Origin of the sequence: Neobacillus sp. NPDC093127, from assembly GCF_044754175.1 — a bacterium.
GTDB lineage: Bacteria > Bacillota > Bacilli > Bacillales > Cytobacillaceae > Neobacillus.
In genome coordinates, this window is record NZ_JBIVOP010000039.1 from 1 (window position 1) to 15,715 (window position 15,715).

The following is a 15,715-nucleotide window of genomic DNA, read 5'->3' on the forward strand; positions in this document are numbered from 1 at the left end:
CACCCGTTCCCATACCGAACACGGAAGTTAAGCTTCTCAGCGCCGATGGTAGTTGGGGCAGGCGCCCCTGTGAGAGTAGGACGCTGCCAGGCTAATCTAGGACAACCCGAAAGGGTTGTCTTTTTGTGTTTTTCTCGCTATGCCATCAAATACTGATAAACCAAAAACGGCCCTTTTTTCATCGTACTGTCGAGGAATGAGGCAATAAATGGGTAATCATGATTGGGCATCATTTTTGTTAATTCACTCCACCATTCCGTTTCGTATCGGGCAATCATACTTAGGTTATACAGCAGCAGATAGTGAATAAGCAGTTCTGGGAAGTTAAGAAAGCTGCCTTTATTGAGTGGAATTGTCCAATGACTGTTTTCTAAATTGAATTTCAATGGTGTGCTTTCTAAGTAAACCCCTTCGTTCATCGTTAGAGTAAGTCCCTCACGCTCAAATTCTATTCCTTTATCACACTTCGAGGCAAAATACTCCTTAAAGCGGCTTTCTGTCATATGAAAGTAATTTAAAACCGTTTCAGGTAAAACAAACTGTTTTCCTTTCTGCTGTAGAGTGGCAAATGTCCTTTTTCCTTCAAACAAAAAGAATAAATCATCTAATTCTGGTATAAGCTGTAGTAATTCCTCCATTATGACTTTCTCCCCTTCTAAAGGTTTCATGTGGAACATTTTTTCCGACATGAAGGGGAAAAGTCCATTTTTTTGAAATTTTACTTCATCCTGAAAGAAAAGATAATTTTGCTTTTTTCTTTTCCTTGTTGATACGCCATGCGCTAAGACAGCGGTTGTCTCAGGGTAAGTTGGGTCAATGGATAAAATACAAGCTTTAATTAAATGGACAAGACCATAGAAGAGTAGAATCGGCTTTAAAATTAGCGGGGCTTTTTCTGCTTGTTGATAATATATTTGCCCATGTTCCAGATAATAAAGAAAGGCATAGCAATTTTCATAGCCTTTTTGTTCAGGATTATCCAGTTTCTGCTTCTGATAGCTAGTTTTTAAATAACGCTGGCAGTATTCTGCCGAAAAGAAACAGGAGAAGCTTTTCCAGTCCTTATATTGAATACCCAAGATTCAATCACCTTTTTCAGAAGAATCAATTTAATTGTTATTCCTTGACAGTATTTTGCCCAATTGATAACCTACAAATAATATTTTTTTGTAGGTTAGGCAGGCTCTTTATATTTATTGCTATGGAAGACAGTGGCGTGTAATGGTTTATAAGTTTTGAAACGGAGGACAGTTAAAATGTGGGAAAGTAAGTTTCTTAAAGAAGGTTTAACGTTTGATGATGTATTGTTAATTCCAGGTAAGTCAGAGGTATTGCCAAGAGATGTAAGCCTTAAAGTAGAATTATCGCCATCGGTGAAGCTTAATATTCCAATCATTAGTGCTGGAATGGACACTGTGACAGAATCAGAAATGGCGATTTCTATGGCGCGACAAGGCGGTTTAGGGGTTATTCATAAAAATATGACCATCGAACAGCAGGCTGAGCAGGTGGAAAAGGTAAAACGATCTGAAAGCGGCGTTATCACCGATCCGTTCTTCCTGACACCGGAGCATCAAGTATTTGATGCTGAGCATTTAATGGCAAAATATCGAATCTCCGGGGTGCCAATTGTCAATAATCTGGAGGAACAAAAGCTGGTTGGAATTATTACCAATCGTGATCTTCGATTTATCCAGGATTATTCCTTTAAAATTTCTGACGTGATGACGAAAGAAAACCTGGTCACAGCCTCAGTCGGAACCACATTAAAAGAGGCGGAAAGAATCCTTCAAAAGTATAAAATTGAAAAGCTGCCCCTAGTGGATGACCAAGGCGTCCTAAAGGGCTTAATTACCATTAAGGATATTGAAAAAGTAATTGAATTTCCTAACTCCGCAAAGGACAGCAAAGGACGATTATTAGCCGGTGCGGCTGTAGGTGTAACAAGCGACACGATGATACGGCTCGACAAGCTTGTCAAAGCGAATGTTGACGTTGTCGTCGTTGATACAGCCCACGGGCATTCTAAGGGTGTTTTAGACACGGTGAGAGAAATAAGAAGCACTTATCCTGACTTAACGATTATTGCCGGAAATGTGGCAACGGCTGAAGCGACAAAGGCTCTTATCGAAGCAGGCGCCGATGTCGTGAAAGTAGGAATTGGCCCGGGGTCGATTTGTACAACAAGGGTAGTAGCAGGTGTGGGCGTGCCGCAAATTACGGCTGTTTATGATTGCGCTACAGAAGCAATGAAGCATGGAAAGACGATAATTGCCGACGGCGGGATTAAATACTCCGGAGATATCGTCAAGGCACTGGCAGCAGGCGGACATGCGGTTATGCTTGGCAGTCTCTTAGCAGGGGTATCTGAAAGTCCTGGGGAAACAGAAATTTTCCAAGGCCGACGCTTTAAGGTATACCGCGGCATGGGTTCTGTTGCTGCGATGGAAAAGGGTTCAAAAGACCGATATTTCCAAGAAGATAATAAAAAGTTTGTTCCAGAAGGAATTGAGGGCCGCATCCCATATAAAGGACCATTGGCGGAAACGATTTATCAGCTGATTGGCGGACTCCGCTCTGGTATGGGCTATTGCGGAACTAAGGACCTTAATGACCTAAGAACAAAGGCACAATTTATTAAAATGACAGGTGCCGGCCTGAGGGAAAGCCACCCGCATGATGTGCAAATTACGAAGGAAGCACCGAATTATTCATAATCATAACCTTGAAAAACAGAGAAGCCCCGACTTCTCTGTTTTTTTTTGATAAAATAGTCCTATTTGAGAAACCAAATTGGAAAAAGAATCGTCCAATCCTCTGTCTATGATTTGCTAGGCAGTTATGTTAAAATAACGAAAGTGATTAATTCTTGGAGGGTTATAGTGTGAAAAAACATTTTTATCAGAAATGTGTTGCCAGTGCGCTGGCACTTATCATGTTTTTTGGTCTTTTTGCCGGGGTCGATCAAGCGAAGGCGGAAGCTGAAATAAATGTGAATGCAGACGGTGCGATAATAGTTGATGGAGAAACAGGGAAAATTTTATACGAGAAGAATGGTGAAAGTTCACTTGGTGTTGCCAGTATGACGAAAATGATGACTGAATATCTTTTGCTTGATGCGGTGAAACAAGGAAAGGTGAAATGGGATCAGGATTATCCCGTCAGTGAACTTGTTTATAAAATTTCACAGCCTAGAGATTTATCTAATGTGCCTTTACGCCGGGATGGAACATATAAAATCCGAGAATTATATGAAGCAATGGCGATTTATTCTGCAAATGGCGCAACGATTGCCCTAGCTGAAGTCATTGCTGGTTCGGAAACAAAGTTTGTTAAAATGATGAATGAAAAGGCGAAAAAGTTAGGATTAAAAAATAGTAAATTTGTTAACTCAACGGGTTTAAATAATAAAGATTATCATGGGCAGCATCCAGAAGGAACCGGGGCTGACGAAGAGAATATAATGTCACCTCGTGACGTCGCGACGTTAGCTTTCCATCTCATTAATGATTATCCGGATGTTTTAAAAACAGCCAGCACTCCAAGAAAGACATTTCGCGAGGGTACAGCAGATAAAATTAACATGATTAACTGGAACTGGATGCTGCCAGAATTAGATTATGGCTATAAAGGAATGGATGGCCTCAAAACGGGAACCACAGATTTTGCTGGTTATTGCTTTACAGGAACAGCAGCCCGCGATGGGAAACGATTTATTACGGTTGTGCAAAATGCAAAGGATTCCAGCGGCAAAAACGATGGCTATCGTGCGCGCTTTGGCGAGACAAAAAAAATGTTGGACTATGCGTTTACCAATTTCTCAAAAGAAGAACTTGTTCCTAAACATTATCAAGTTAAAGGACATACAACAATCCCGGTCATTAAAGGGAAAGAGGATCAGGTAAAAATTTATACGAAGTCAGCGATTGACATGGTAATACAAAATGGTGATAAGAAAAATTACCAAACTGAACTGGTGCTGGATAAAAAGAAAATCAATAAAGATGGCGAGTTAACGGCACCAATTAAAAAAGGTGAAAAAGTCGGCTATTTAACGGTTAGCCCGAAAAATGGTGAGAAGATCAGCTTCTTAACTGAAGAAGGTCAGAAGAAAGCTCAGGTTGATGTCATTGCCGCCCAAGATGTAGAAAAAGCAAATTGGTTTGTACTCATGATGCGCGGTATCGGCAATTTCTTCGGAGATGTCTGGCACGGGATTTCTTCTACAGTAAAAGGATGGTTTAAATAAACCATTATTGGAATATAGTAGAAAGGATTCTTGTCTTGACAGGAATCCTTTTTTGTTGCTTTAATGATTTTAAGGGGAAAAATAATTCCGATTGATTAAGTGGGAAATTTCCTAGAGTATACAAAGATTTTTCTTAAAATTAGGCTGTGTTAAAAGTGAATGTTGATTTCCGTTCCAGGCGCTTCGCTTTCCGCGGGGCGGGCGGTGAGCCTCCTCGGCGCTAAAGCGCCTGCGGGGTCTCACCTGTCCCGCTGCTCCCGCAGGAGTCTCGCGCCTTCCACTCCAATCAACATTGTGATCAATATCAACAATATTCTTTAACACTGCCTAAAATTAAAATAAAGGGGGATTTTAACAAATGATAACAGGTACAGATCTTGTAAAACGCGGTATGGCTGAAATGCAAAAAGGCGGCGTCATCATGGATGTAGTCAACGCGGAGCAGGCGAAAATTGCTGAGGAAGCTGGTGCAGTAGCGGTAATGGCTTTAGAGCGTGTTCCTTCAGATATCCGCGCAGCTGGCGGCGTGGCAAGGATGGCAGACCCGAGGATCATTGAAGCGGTTATGGGTGCTGTTACAATCCCTGTGATGGCAAAAGGAAGAATCGGTCATATTGTCGAGGCACGTATTCTTGAAGCAATGGGTGTCGACTATATCGACGAAAGTGAAGTTTTAACCCCTGCTGACGAGGAATACCATTTAAATAAAAGAGACTATACGGTACCGTTTGTGTGCGGCTGCCGTGATCTTGGTGAGGCTGCCCGCAGGATTGGTGAAGGGGCTTCGATGCTTCGGACGAAGGGGGAGCCTGGAACAGGAAATATTGTTGAGGCTGTCCGCCATATTCGTAAGGTGAATGCCCAAGTTCGTAAGGTTGTTGGCATGAATGAAGACGAGTTAATGACAGAGGCAAAGCTATTAGGCGCACCATACGAATTACTTCTTGAAATTAAGCGTCTTGGACGCCTGCCCGTTGTTAACTTTGCAGCCGGCGGTGTAGCAACTCCTGCTGATGCAGCGCTGATGATGGAGTTAGGAGCGGATGGCGTATTTGTCGGTTCTGGTATTTTCAAATCAGAAAATCCAGCTAAATTTGCACGAGCAATTGTGGAAGCGACTACGCATTTCCAAGATTATAAATTGATTGCTGAGCTTTCAAAAGACCTTGGCACACCGATGAAAGGTATCGAAATTTCTTCATTGGCACCTGAAGCGCGTATGCAGGATAGAGGCTGGTAAGATGATTAGAATCGGGGTTCTAGCACTACAAGGGGCAGTCCGTGAACATATGCGTTCGTTAGAAGCCTGCGGTGTTGAAGCGGTTGCTATTAAAAGAAAAGAAGAGCTAAACGAAGTGGACGGTCTTATTCTTCCTGGCGGAGAAAGCACGGCAATGCGGCGTTTAATTGATAAATATGACTTTATGGAGACCCTTAAAGATTTTGCCCGCGTTGGAAAACCAATGTTTGGGACCTGTGCAGGACTTATCCTGTTAGCTAAAGAACTCGAAGGATACAGTGAGCCGCACATCGGTGTGATGGACATTAAGGTGGAGCGCAACTCCTTTGGACGTCAGGTGGACAGCTTTGAGGCAGACCTTGCGATTAAAGATGTCGCTGACAGCTTCCCGGCCGTGTTTATCCGTGCGCCGCACATTGTTGAAGCAGGAGAGAATGTTGAAATCCTTTCTAAGCATAATGACCGCATCGTCGCCGCACGCGAAGGACAATTTCTAGGCTGTTCCTTCCATCCGGAATTAACTGATAATCATCGCCTTACTGCCTACTTTGTTGACATGGTTAAGGAAGCAAAGGCAAAACACCTTGTATAAGGTGGTTGCATTCAGTTAATAATTGTAGTAAATTATAAAGCAAATCAATAATGAAAAAAGCATTGAGAGGAACTAGTAACAAGTAACTCATTCCTAAAGAGAGCCGGTGGCTGGTGTGAACCGGTGGATGGTCTTGTGAATCCCTCCTCGAGCAAGGTGCGGAACACCTCAAGTGAGGTCAGTAAGTACTTTCGGTGAAAAACCGTTAACGTTTTTTCGAGGTGGACTGATTTTTAGTCAACCAGGGTGGTATCGCGAGCAACTCTCGTCCCTGTTTTAGGGGCGGGAGTTTTATTTTTTTTTAAAAGGAGTGTAAAAAATGCTGGATATTAAAGTATTAAGAGCCAATTTTACAGAAGTAAAAGAAAAGCTGCAGCATCGCGGCGAAGATTTAACCGATTTCGGTCAGTTTGAAGAACTGGATCAGAGAAGACGTGAATTAATTGTTGAGGCTGAAAAACTTAAATCGAAGCGGAATGAGGTCACGCAGCAGGTTGCGGCCTTAAAGCGTGACAAACAGGATGCCGATCATTTAATTAAAGAAATGCGTGAAGTGGGCGATCAAATTAAAACGCTTGATGACGAGCTTCGCGGGGTCGAAGAGACCTTAGAGCAATTGCTTTTAAGTATCCCGAATATCCCGCATGAAAGCACGCCGATTGGTGAAACAGAAGATGATAATGTAGAAATTAAAAAGTGGGGCCAGGTACGCGAGTTTGAATTTGAAGCAAAACCGCATTGGGATGTCGCCGATCATTTAGGGATTCTTGATTTTGAACGCGCGGGCAAGGTTACCGGAAGCCGATTTGTCTTTTATAAAGGGTTAGGTGCCCGTTTAGAACGTGCCTTGATGAGCTTCATGCTCGACCTTCATGTCGATGAACACGGTTATACAGAAATATTACCGCCTTATTTAGTGAATCGTGCCAGCATGACGGGGACCGGCCAGCTGCCAAAATTTGAGGAAGACGCCTTTTTGATCGAAAATGAAGATTACTTCCTGATCCCAACAGCAGAGGTGCCTGTCACCAACCTTTATCGTGATGAAATATTAAACGGTGATCAGCTGCCAATCCGCTATGCTGCCTATAGCGCATGTTTCCGCTCTGAAGCGGGTTCAGCTGGCCGCGATACACGGGGGCTGATTCGCCAGCATCAATTCAATAAGGTTGAGCTCGTCAAGTTTGTGAAGCCAGAGGATTCTTACGAAGAGCTTGAAAAATTGACAAGTGACGCCGAACGGGTATTGCAATTGCTGGAGCTTCCGTACCGAGTCTTAAGCATGTGTACCGGCGACCTCGGCTTTACGGCTGCGAAAAAGTATGATATTGAAGTTTGGATTCCAAGCTATGGGACGTACCGTGAGATTTCTTCTTGCAGTAATTTTGAAGCCTTCCAGGCGCGCCGTGCCAATATCCGCTTCCGCCGCGATCCAAAGGCAAAGCCGGAGCATGTTCATACCTTAAATGGATCAGGCCTTGCGATTGGCCGTACAGTCGCTGCTATTTTAGAAAATTATCAGCAGGAAGACGGCAGTGTGGTGATTCCAACGGTATTACGTCCGTATATGGGCGGCCGTGCGGTCATAAAGCCAGAATAAAAAACACTAAATTTCCGGATGGAAAATCCCCGTCCGGAAATTTTAATAAAATTGTTTGACACTGTATAAAATATATGATAAAGTATCTTTTGTCGATACGGAGGAATACCCAAGTTTGGCTGAAGGGATCGGTCTTGAAAACCGACAGGCGGGTCATACCGCGCGGGGGTTCGAATCCCTCTTCCTCCTCCATAATGTTGATACATTCGCGCATAAAAACTGGAGATAGAAATCCGTTACATTTACTTGTAACGGATTTTTTTTTACACAAACAAAAACACCTGGCTTAAAAAGCAGGTGTTTTTGTGATGCTGAGGATCTCATTTAACTTTTCTTCTACCTCACGGCAAATGCGTAACGCATCGGCATTACTGTTAACCACGTCTGTCGTATCCATATCAATAATTAATACTTCGCTGGCATCGTATTGATTCATGACCCACTCATCATAACCCTTCCACACTTCGAAGTAATACTCCTTCAGTTCCGGGTTGATTTCGAAGCTTCTGCCGCGGGCCATGATCCGGTCAATCACCGTATCAAATGAACCTTTTAAATAAACCATTAAATCCGGTGCTTTCTTTGGAAGTTCATTCAGTTCTTCCAACATGTTTTCAACAAGCTCTTCATAAATTTTAAATTCCAAATCAGATATTCTGCCTAAATTTTTGTTCACATAAGCAAAATACCAATCCTCATAAATCGAACGATCTTGAATCGTATAAACAGGCTCTTGCCAGCTAACACATTCTTTAACCGTTTTAAACCGTTTATTTAGAAAAAATAACTGCAAGAGAAAGGGAATTCTCTTCGCATCTAATTCTTCAGGCGTCAGTTCATAATAAAGCGGGAGAATCGGGTTATCATCGACCGCTTCGTAAAACACCTTACTTTCGATTCCTTTATTTTTAAAGTGGGCATTCAAGGTGTCTGCCACACTTGTTTTTCCTAGACCAATCATACCACCAATAACGATACTCACTAACATCCCCCTGTTCTATAATGTTTTTGACCAGCTGCAAGTTTTTAATGATGAAGATAACTTTTGAAAAATATAGTTTAAATCCTGTTCGCTTTTGACAAAATCCAATTCATCGCCGCTAAAGCGGAGAACAGGGATTTCCGGATGTTCCTTTTCAAAAATCGTCATGGTATTTTCATAGTCAATCGATAGCTGTTCTAGATACAAAGGGCTGATATTCTTCTCTACTTCGCGCCCTCTGATTTTAATTCGCTTCAACAGTGTATCTAAGCTGGCATTCAAATAAATGATGACATTTGGTTTCGGCATATCCGAAGTCAAGATCTGATAAATCTGGTAGTACTTTTCGTACTCTTCAGGATTTAAGCTTCGCTGTGCAAAAATTAAATTTTTAAAAATATGGTAGTCCGCAACAACAGACTTGTTTTGACTTAAGAAATGGGTATTGATATCCCCTAATTGCTTAAAGCGATTGCAGAGAAAAAACATTTCCGTTTGGAAACTCCATTCCTCAATATTTTCATAGAATTTCCCTAAGAATGGATTTTCATCAACAATCTCTTTTAATAAAGCAAAATTAAATTGTTCTGAAATGGCCTTGGCGAGCGATGTTTTTCCTACACCAATCGGCCCTTCGACGGTAATAAAGGGTGTATCCCCCATTGCAAGTCCTCCTTCTCCTACTGCCTGCACTCTATGTTTCACCAGATAACCTGGATTTTTAATTATTCTTAAAGACGCAAAGTTTATTTTATCATAATCTCTAACAGGAAGGGATATGGAATATTTAGAAGAAGCTCATTTTATGTCAAAAACATGAAAAAACTGCCGAATGACGGCAGTTTCTCTCATAAAAATTTTTTATGTCTAGCGTTTCCGCTTTTTTAAGTCCCTCGTTTGGTAACATTGAAATTGTCGACGATTAACAGCCAATTTTGCGGGAAGGCTAAACCTAGTTTCCAATAGCTCATTCCCCTAATATTTAACTCTTTGATTAAATTAAATTTTGCCTGGATGGAGCGGGCATCTTCAAACCAAACCTCATGCTGCTTCCCATCCGCTGCTGTATATTTAAAAAATGGTGCTTGTGATTTTGTGTCATATTGAATCGGAACGTTGTGTGTAGCGGCCAATTGGATTGCCTGCTGCGGGCTGACAGCTTTTGCTACTGTACCTTGAACAAAGGGAAGCGTCCAATCATAGCCGTAGAGATTTTGTCCCATCAGAATTTTATTCGAAGGCATTTCGGTAATGGCATATTCCAACACCTTCCGAACTGGTTCAATCGGTGAAACGGCCATCGCTGGGCCGCCGCTATAGCCCCACTCATACGTCATAATCACGACAAAGTCGGAGATTTCACCATGGGCCTTATAATCATGGCCTTCATACCACTTTCCCTTTTGCGTGGCACTTGTTTTTGGGGCAAGGGCTGTTGACATCAGCCAGCCTTCGCTTTTAAAGCGCTGCTTCGCCTTTCGTAAAAAACGATTGTAGGCCTCGCGGTCGACGGGACGTAAAAATTCAAAGTCAAAATGAATATCACGGAAACCATATTTTTTGGCGGTCGCGACGATATTGTCCAGAAATTTATCTTGAATCGCCATATCGGTTAAGAGGATGCGGCCAAGTTCATCGCTAAATTGGTCATTCTCCTGATTGTTAATCACCATCATTAACACATTGCGGTTGGCCCTGGCAATCGTCGGAAAGTTATTAAGTAAAGGTTCTTTCAATGTGCCGTCACGGAGGGCCTGGAAGCTGAAAGGGGCTAAATAAGTAAGATAAGGTGCGGCCTCCCGGGCGCTGTTTTCCAAGACAGGAGCAACCGTCGTTCCGCGCGGCTCTACATACGCATTAAACTCGGCATTTCGTTTCTTCGCTTCAGGAATGTAGAGACGGAGGCCTACATTCAACGGCTGATTTACGTTAATGTGATTAATGCTGGCAAGCTCCTGGTAAGGGACGCCGACCCTTCTAGCAATGGAGTATAAAGAATCCCCTTGCTGCACGAAATAAAAATGGCCAATGATAGGAATGACAATCGACTGTCCGACGACAAGATTGTTTGGATTCGGCAATTCATTTGCCTCGGTAATATCCTTAACGGTTGTATGGTAGGTACTAGCAATCGTCGTTAATGATTCGTTGCTTTTTATCACATGGATTTGCATCCGTATCCCTCCTGACAAAATGCGCTACAACTATTTTATGAGGGTGGAATTGAATAAATGATATAATATTGGTAAATTTCATGATGACGGTGATCGATGAACATAGCCATTTTTTAAAAGGCGGTGGTATTCCCATGACGTTTGAATATGACGATGACGAATATTTTATGAAGGAAGCAATAAAGGAAGCGAAAAAGGCTGAAGAGCTGAATGAAGTGCCAATCGGAGCGGTTCTGGTTATCGATGGAAATATTGTTTCCCGAGCACATAACTTACGGGAAAGTGAGCAAAATGCTGTCGCGCATGCTGAACTGCTCGCAATTGATCAAGCCTGCCGCGAATTAGGTTCATGGCGTCTAGAGGAAGCAGTCTTGTATGTCACCCTCGAGCCCTGTCCAATGTGCTCAGGGGCAATTATTTTATCAAGAGTTAAACGAGTCATTTATGGTGCCACTGACCCAAAGGGCGGCTGTGCCGGGACATTGATGAATCTTTTGCAGGACGAGCGCTTTAATCATCAAAGCGAAGTAACAAAAGGAGTTATGGAAACAGAGTGCGGCCAGATGCTGACGGACTTTTTTCGAAAAATAAGGGACCAGAAAAAACGTGAGAAACAGGCAAGAAAAGAAAAGGATTTATAGAGGTTTACATAAATTTACAGTCGATAATGATTGCTTTTTTCCGAGAAAGTTTATATACTAAGAGAGCGTCAGATAAAGACGCACTAAACTTTGGTATCAATTTTGCCGTGCTAGGTGGGGAGGTAGCGGTGCCCTGTACCCGCAATCCGCTCTAGCGGGACTGAATCCCTTCTCTGAGGCTGTTCGTCTGTAGGGTCTGCCTTAAGTAAGTGGTGTTGACGCTCGGGTCCTGCGCAATGGGAATCCATGAACCATGTCAGGTCCGGAAGGAAGCAGCATTAAGTGGACGCTCCCATGTGCCGCAGGGGTGCCTGGGCCGAGCTAACTGCTTAAGTAACGCTTATGGGCGACAGTCGAAGGAAGGTGCACGGCAGTTACTTACATATTTTCTTAAATCAGCTCATCTCATTTACTGGGATGAGTTTTTTTATGTACAATTATGATTCCACTTTGGAAAAAACAAAATGAATACGTTATAATGAATTTGATGAAAAATTTTGAAGGGGGCGATGTCCAATTGGCTTATCAAGCTTTATATCGTGTCTGGCGGCCTCAGGACTTTATTGATGTCGTAGGGCAGGAACATGTGACAAAGACATTGCAAAACGCCCTGCTTCAACAAAAAATTTCACATGCTTATCTTTTTTCAGGACCAAGGGGAACAGGTAAAACGAGCGCCGCTAAAATACTAGCGAAAGCGATTAATTGTGAACGGGCCCCTGTTTCGGAGCCTTGTAATGAATGTGCTGCCTGCCTTGGTATCACAAATGGAACAATACCGGATGTATTAGAATTTGACGCCGCTTCAAACTCGCGTGTTGAAGAAATGAGAGATGTCCTCGACAAAGTCAAATTTGCCCCCACTGCCGTAAACTATAAGGTCTACATCATTGATGAAGTGCACATGCTATCGATTAGCGCATTTAATGCTTTGTTAAAAACATTAGAAGAACCGCCGAAGCATGTCATCTTTATTTTAGCGACAACAGAACCTCATAAGATTCCATTAACGATTATCTCAAGATGTCAGCGTTTTGATTTTAGACGGATTACCGCCGGGGCAATCGTCAATCGGATGAAGTTAATTGTGGAAGAAACAGGTGTTGCTTGTGATGAGCGGGCCTTGCAAATGATTGCCCGCGCTGCGGATGGCGGAATGCGTGATGCGTTAAGTTTATTAGATCAAGCGATTTCTTACAGCGAAGACCGGGTAACGGTTGAAGATGCGCTCACAGTAACGGGCTCAGTCTCACAAGGTTTTTTAAATAGATTAGCCAAAGCCTTTCAAGAGAGTGATGTGGCAAGTGGGTTAGCAGCACTAGATGAATTATTGTATCACGGGAAAGACCCGGCACGCTTTATCGAGGATTTCATTTTATTTTACCGTGATATGCTTCTTTATAAGACCGCACCAAATCTTGAAGAATCACTTGAAAGAGTCATGCTTGATGATGAGTTTCGGGTAATGGCAGAAGCTATCCCGATTGAACAAATTTATCAGCTTATCGATCATTTAAATAAAACACAGCAGGAAATGCGCTGGACGAACCATCCAAGGATTTTTCTTGAGGTGGCGATTGTGAAACTGTGTCAAATGGAAGTGAAACAGACGGCACAAACACAATCGGGAGATATTGGGCAATTAATCGCAAGAATCGATCAGCTCGAAAGTGAACTGCAGCATTTAAAGGCAAATGGAGTGGCTGCAGCTCAGCATGATGCTCCGCCGCAGCCGCAAAAGCCATCACAGAGAACATCAAGAAAAGGGTTCCAGCCAGCAGTTGGTAGAATAAACGAAGTATTAAAGCAGGCGACCAAATCAGATTTGAATTTAATTAAAGCAAATTGGGGCGAAATGCGGGCCAACTTAATGAAGTCTCATGCCGCCCTGTTAAATGAAGCTGAGCCGGCAGCGGCATCAGACACAGCATTTATTTTAAAGTTTAAACACGAAATGCTCTGCCAAATGGCCATGGAAAAAAGTGATTTTCTTGAAGCAGTTACCGCTGCATTATATAAATTAACCGGTAAAAGGTTTTTACTGTTAGGCGTTCCAGAGGAGCAGTGGGCTGCCATTCGAGAAAATTTCTTAAACAGTCATCATGGTGAAGAAGGAATGGACAGCGATACGAAAAAGGAAGAAGAGCCTCATATTTCTGAGGCAAAGAAATTATTTGGTGCTGAATTTGTAGAAATTATTGATTAATTAATTGGAGGTAGTAATGATGCGTGGTGGAATGGGAAATATGCAAAATATGATGAAGCAAATGCAGAAAATGCAAAAGAAAATGGCTGAGGCACAGGAACAATTAGGCGAAGAGAAAATTGAAGGAACTGCCGGCGGCGGAATGGTAACAGTCGTCGTAACGGGCCATAAAGAAGTAGTCGATGTCATTATTAAACCAGAAGCAGTTGACCCGGATGATGTGGAAATGCTCCAAGATTTAGTACTGGCAGCCACAAATGACGCCCTTAAAAAGGCAGAAGAGCTGACAAATAACACAATGGGGCAATTTACTAAAGGGATGAACTTACCGTTTTAAAATAAAAAGCGGAAGCGCCTGGTTCAGGGGCGACAGGCATAAGACGAGCCGGCGAGAAGGCTGCTTTTTAGCCTTCTTGACGGATTGGCTTATGACCCCGAGCCCCTAGGCGCTGGAGCTAGATTAATAAAACGTTAGCAGGGGGGCTTAGGTGCTTCGAGGTGTTTCATCTCTTGGTGTCAGGCACCCTTGCTTTTATTAGAGAGGAATAATAAACATGCATTATCCAGAACCGATTTCGAAGCTGATTGACAGCTTTATGAAGCTGCCAGGTATCGGTCCAAAAACGGCCGCACGCCTGGCCTTTTATGTTTTAAGTATGAAAGAAGACACCGTGCTTGATTTTGCCAAAGCACTAGTGAATGCCAAACGCAATCTAAGCTATTGTTCCGTTTGCGGCCATATTACGGACCAGGACCCTTGCTATATTTGTGAAGATCTGCGCCGGGATAAGAGCATACTTTGTGTCGTCCAGGATCCAAAAGATGTCATCGCAATGGAGAAAATGAAGGAATTTAACGGTTTATACCATGTCTTACATGGAGCCATTTCGCCTATGGACGGGATTGGCCCAGAGGATATTAATATCCCTGATTTGCTAAAACGCCTGCAGGATGAAACCGTCCAGGAAGTGATTCTAGCGACAAATCCGAATATCGAGGGCGAAGCGACAGCCATGTATATCTCTCGCTTGTTACGTCCGTCAGGGATTAAAACAACGAGAATTGCTCATGGGCTTCCGGTTGGCGGAGACCTCGAATACGCGGACGAGGTTACCTTATCCAAGGCTATTGAGGGCCGGCGCGAAATATAAACAAGAAGAACCGGAGGAATGGATGATGTTTTTTCGGCGGACAGGGCGGCTCAGAAAAGAGTATGATGAAAAGCTCTTAGCCCAGTTAAATCAATTTAAGCAGCATTGGCAGCAAGAAAAATCGCTTTTGGAAATAAGCTTCGATCCTTCTGAAGAGGTAATTTGCCAAACAAAGGTCGCTGAAGCAAAATATATCTTTCTCTTAAGAGAAGCGAAACAACGGAAAGTAACCTCCTATAGAGCCTAATCAGCTATTTCTTTTTCTTGGGTCTAATCTTTACAACTTGTACATATGTTGTAAGTGAAGCGACTTAAGAAAGGGGATAGCTTTTTTGGAACCAATTTTCGTTATTTCTATTCTAGGAGGGCTTATTCTTATCTTGTTATTCACTGGAGCCCAATTTAAGCCGGCCAGGTTTATCGGCCAAGCAGCAATAAAATTAGTAATCGGAGCATTACTGTTATTTTTCCTAAATGCAGCCGGTAATCGATATGGAATCCATGTACCCATCAATTTTGCCACATCCGCTGTTTCCGGTTTCTTGGGTATTCCCGGCTTATTTGCATTGGCAGCTATCCAACATTGGGTAATTTAGCTTGAATCGCCGCAAAGAAAGCAGCGGCTTTTTTTTTGCAATCTTTTTTAAAAAAAGTATTGACCTAACTATTAAGATGCTGTAATATATGAAAAGTCGTCACTGAGACGGCGAAGAACAAATGAAAAAAGTTGTTGACTTTCAGTTGATAACTTGGTATGATAATAAAGTCGCTTTTGAGCGAATGAGAAAATTGTTCTTTGAAAACTAAACAAACAAAAACGTCAACAAACAATATTTTTTAGTTTTTTTATAAAACTAAGCCAACGTAACATTTATGAGCT

Annotated in this window: 15 protein-coding genes, 1 tRNA gene, 1 rRNA gene, 1 other RNA gene and 1 other annotated feature; of the genes, 14 read left to right on the plus strand and 4 right to left on the minus strand. The window is 42.5% G+C overall.

The window, feature by feature from the left end; genetic code table 11:
- Positions 1 to 92: ribosomal RNA gene (rrf, locus tag ACIQCO_RS27240) — 5S ribosomal RNA — on the plus strand; the annotation flags it as partial.
- A 45-nt stretch (positions 93 to 137) separates the two neighbouring features.
- Here rrf and ACIQCO_RS27245 read toward each other — a convergent pair.
- A complete protein-coding gene (locus ACIQCO_RS27245; protein WP_400435237.1) occupies positions 138 to 1,079 on the minus strand; it encodes a YaaC family protein in 942 nt (313 codons plus the stop codon).
- A gap of 177 nt (positions 1,080 to 1,256) precedes the next feature.
- On the opposite strand from ACIQCO_RS27245, the gene guaB reads away from it, so the two are divergent.
- From guaB to ACIQCO_RS27275, 6 genes are all read left to right on the plus strand, one after another.
- A complete protein-coding gene (gene guaB / locus ACIQCO_RS27250) occupies positions 1,257 to 2,717 on the plus strand; it encodes an IMP dehydrogenase (RefSeq protein ID WP_400435239.1) in 1,461 nt (486 codons plus the stop codon).
- 218 nt (positions 2,718 to 2,935) lie between these two features.
- Positions 2,936 to 4,249, plus strand: coding sequence for a serine hydrolase (locus ACIQCO_RS27255; protein WP_400435258.1), 1,314 nt, complete (start codon positions 2,936 to 2,938; stop codon positions 4,247 to 4,249).
- Between the two features lie 358 nt (positions 4,250 to 4,607).
- Complete coding sequence (pdxS, locus tag ACIQCO_RS27260; RefSeq protein WP_400435241.1) at positions 4,608 to 5,489, plus strand: pyridoxal 5'-phosphate synthase lyase subunit PdxS; 882 nt, start codon at positions 4,608 to 4,610, stop codon at positions 5,487 to 5,489.
- Between the two features lies 1 nt (position 5,490).
- The gene (pdxT, locus tag ACIQCO_RS27265) at positions 5,491 to 6,081 is read left to right on the plus strand and encodes a pyridoxal 5'-phosphate synthase glutaminase subunit PdxT (protein ID WP_400435243.1); all 591 of its coding nucleotides are present in this window, start codon (positions 5,491 to 5,493) and stop codon (positions 6,079 to 6,081) included.
- A gap of 53 nt (positions 6,082 to 6,134) precedes the next feature.
- Positions 6,135 to 6,357 (plus strand) — a binding site (T-box leader).
- 43 nt (positions 6,358 to 6,400) lie between these two features.
- Positions 6,401 to 7,681, plus strand: a complete 1,281-nt coding sequence (serS, locus tag ACIQCO_RS27270; RefSeq protein ID WP_400435245.1) for a serine--tRNA ligase — start codon at positions 6,401 to 6,403, stop codon at positions 7,679 to 7,681.
- A gap of 99 nt (positions 7,682 to 7,780) precedes the next feature.
- Positions 7,781 to 7,873 (plus strand) — tRNA-Ser (locus ACIQCO_RS27275).
- A gap of 94 nt (positions 7,874 to 7,967) precedes the next feature.
- Here ACIQCO_RS27275 and ACIQCO_RS27280 read toward each other — a convergent pair.
- The 3 genes from ACIQCO_RS27280 to ACIQCO_RS27290 all read right to left on the minus strand — a co-directional run bounded on the left by ACIQCO_RS27280 (position 7,968) and on the right by ACIQCO_RS27290 (position 10,837).
- Positions 7,968 to 8,669, minus strand: a complete 702-nt coding sequence (locus tag ACIQCO_RS27280; RefSeq protein ID WP_218010690.1) for a deoxynucleoside kinase — start codon at positions 8,667 to 8,669, stop codon at positions 7,968 to 7,970.
- A gap of 9 nt (positions 8,670 to 8,678) precedes the next feature.
- Positions 8,679 to 9,326: a deoxynucleoside kinase gene (locus tag ACIQCO_RS27285; protein ID WP_400435248.1), complete on the minus strand. Its 648-nt coding sequence runs from the start codon at positions 9,324 to 9,326 to the stop codon at positions 8,679 to 8,681.
- 221 nt (positions 9,327 to 9,547) lie between these two features.
- Positions 9,548 to 10,837, minus strand: a complete 1,290-nt coding sequence (locus tag ACIQCO_RS27290) for a LysM peptidoglycan-binding domain-containing protein (RefSeq protein WP_400435250.1) — start codon at positions 10,835 to 10,837, stop codon at positions 9,548 to 9,550.
- A gap of 134 nt (positions 10,838 to 10,971) precedes the next feature.
- On the opposite strand from ACIQCO_RS27290, the gene tadA reads away from it, so the two are divergent.
- The 7 genes from tadA (at position 10,972) to ACIQCO_RS27325 (ending at position 15,431) form a co-directional block, all read left to right on the plus strand.
- Positions 10,972 to 11,478, plus strand: a complete 507-nt coding sequence (gene tadA / locus ACIQCO_RS27295) for a tRNA adenosine(34) deaminase TadA (protein ID WP_400435260.1) — start codon at positions 10,972 to 10,974, stop codon at positions 11,476 to 11,478.
- A gap of 105 nt (positions 11,479 to 11,583) precedes the next feature.
- An RNA gene (ffs, locus tag ACIQCO_RS27300) (signal recognition particle sRNA large type) lies at positions 11,584 to 11,849 on the plus strand.
- Positions 11,850 to 11,995: 146 nt separating this feature from the next.
- The gene (dnaX, locus tag ACIQCO_RS27305) at positions 11,996 to 13,684 is read left to right on the plus strand and encodes a DNA polymerase III subunit gamma/tau (protein WP_400435252.1); all 1,689 of its coding nucleotides are present in this window, start codon (positions 11,996 to 11,998) and stop codon (positions 13,682 to 13,684) included.
- Between the two features lie 16 nt (positions 13,685 to 13,700).
- A complete protein-coding gene (locus ACIQCO_RS27310; RefSeq protein WP_193392271.1) occupies positions 13,701 to 14,021 on the plus strand; it encodes a YbaB/EbfC family nucleoid-associated protein in 321 nt (106 codons plus the stop codon).
- 217 nt (positions 14,022 to 14,238) lie between these two features.
- Positions 14,239 to 14,835 carry a recombination mediator RecR gene (gene recR / locus ACIQCO_RS27315; RefSeq protein ID WP_066094450.1) on the plus strand — a complete coding sequence of 199 codons (597 nt, stop codon included), beginning with the start codon at positions 14,239 to 14,241 and terminating at the stop codon, positions 14,833 to 14,835.
- A 25-nt stretch (positions 14,836 to 14,860) separates the two neighbouring features.
- Complete coding sequence (locus ACIQCO_RS27320; RefSeq protein ID WP_400435254.1) at positions 14,861 to 15,082, plus strand: YaaL family protein; 222 nt, start codon at positions 14,861 to 14,863, stop codon at positions 15,080 to 15,082.
- 85 nt (positions 15,083 to 15,167) lie between these two features.
- Complete coding sequence (locus tag ACIQCO_RS27325; protein WP_400435256.1) at positions 15,168 to 15,431, plus strand: pro-sigmaK processing inhibitor BofA family protein; 264 nt, start codon at positions 15,168 to 15,170, stop codon at positions 15,429 to 15,431.
- The last annotated feature ends 284 nt before the right edge of the window (positions 15,432 to 15,715 follow it).

What these genes read in the sequence shown, in the direction of transcription:
- guaB (WP_400435239.1), top strand. Translation starts at nt 1,257, where the DNA reads ATGTGGGAAAGTAAGTTTCTTAAAGAAGGTTTAACGTTTGATGATGTA.
- ACIQCO_RS27255 (WP_400435258.1), top strand. Translation starts at nt 2,936, where the DNA reads ATGTTTTTTGGTCTTTTTGCCGGGGTCGATCAAGCGAAGGCGGAAGCT.
- pdxS (WP_400435241.1), top strand. Translation starts at nt 4,608, where the DNA reads ATGATAACAGGTACAGATCTTGTAAAACGCGGTATGGCTGAAATGCAA.
- pdxT (WP_400435243.1), top strand. Translation starts at nt 5,491, where the DNA reads ATGATTAGAATCGGGGTTCTAGCACTACAAGGGGCAGTCCGTGAACAT.
- serS (WP_400435245.1), top strand. Translation starts at nt 6,401, where the DNA reads ATGCTGGATATTAAAGTATTAAGAGCCAATTTTACAGAAGTAAAAGAA.
- ACIQCO_RS27280 (WP_218010690.1), bottom strand. Translation starts at nt 8,669, where the DNA reads ATGTTAGTGAGTATCGTTATTGGTGGTATGATTGGTCTAGGAAAAACA.
- ACIQCO_RS27285 (WP_400435248.1), bottom strand. Translation starts at nt 9,326, where the DNA reads ATGGGGGATACACCCTTTATTACCGTCGAAGGGCCGATTGGTGTAGGA.
- ACIQCO_RS27290 (WP_400435250.1), bottom strand. Translation starts at nt 10,837, where the DNA reads ATGCAAATCCATGTGATAAAAAGCAACGAATCATTAACGACGATTGCT.
- tadA (WP_400435260.1), top strand. Translation starts at nt 10,972, where the DNA reads ATGACGTTTGAATATGACGATGACGAATATTTTATGAAGGAAGCAATA.
- ACIQCO_RS27310 (WP_193392271.1), top strand. Translation starts at nt 13,701, where the DNA reads ATGATGCGTGGTGGAATGGGAAATATGCAAAATATGATGAAGCAAATG.
- recR (WP_066094450.1), top strand. Translation starts at nt 14,239, where the DNA reads ATGCATTATCCAGAACCGATTTCGAAGCTGATTGACAGCTTTATGAAG.
- ACIQCO_RS27320 (WP_400435254.1), top strand. Translation starts at nt 14,861, where the DNA reads ATGTTTTTTCGGCGGACAGGGCGGCTCAGAAAAGAGTATGATGAAAAG.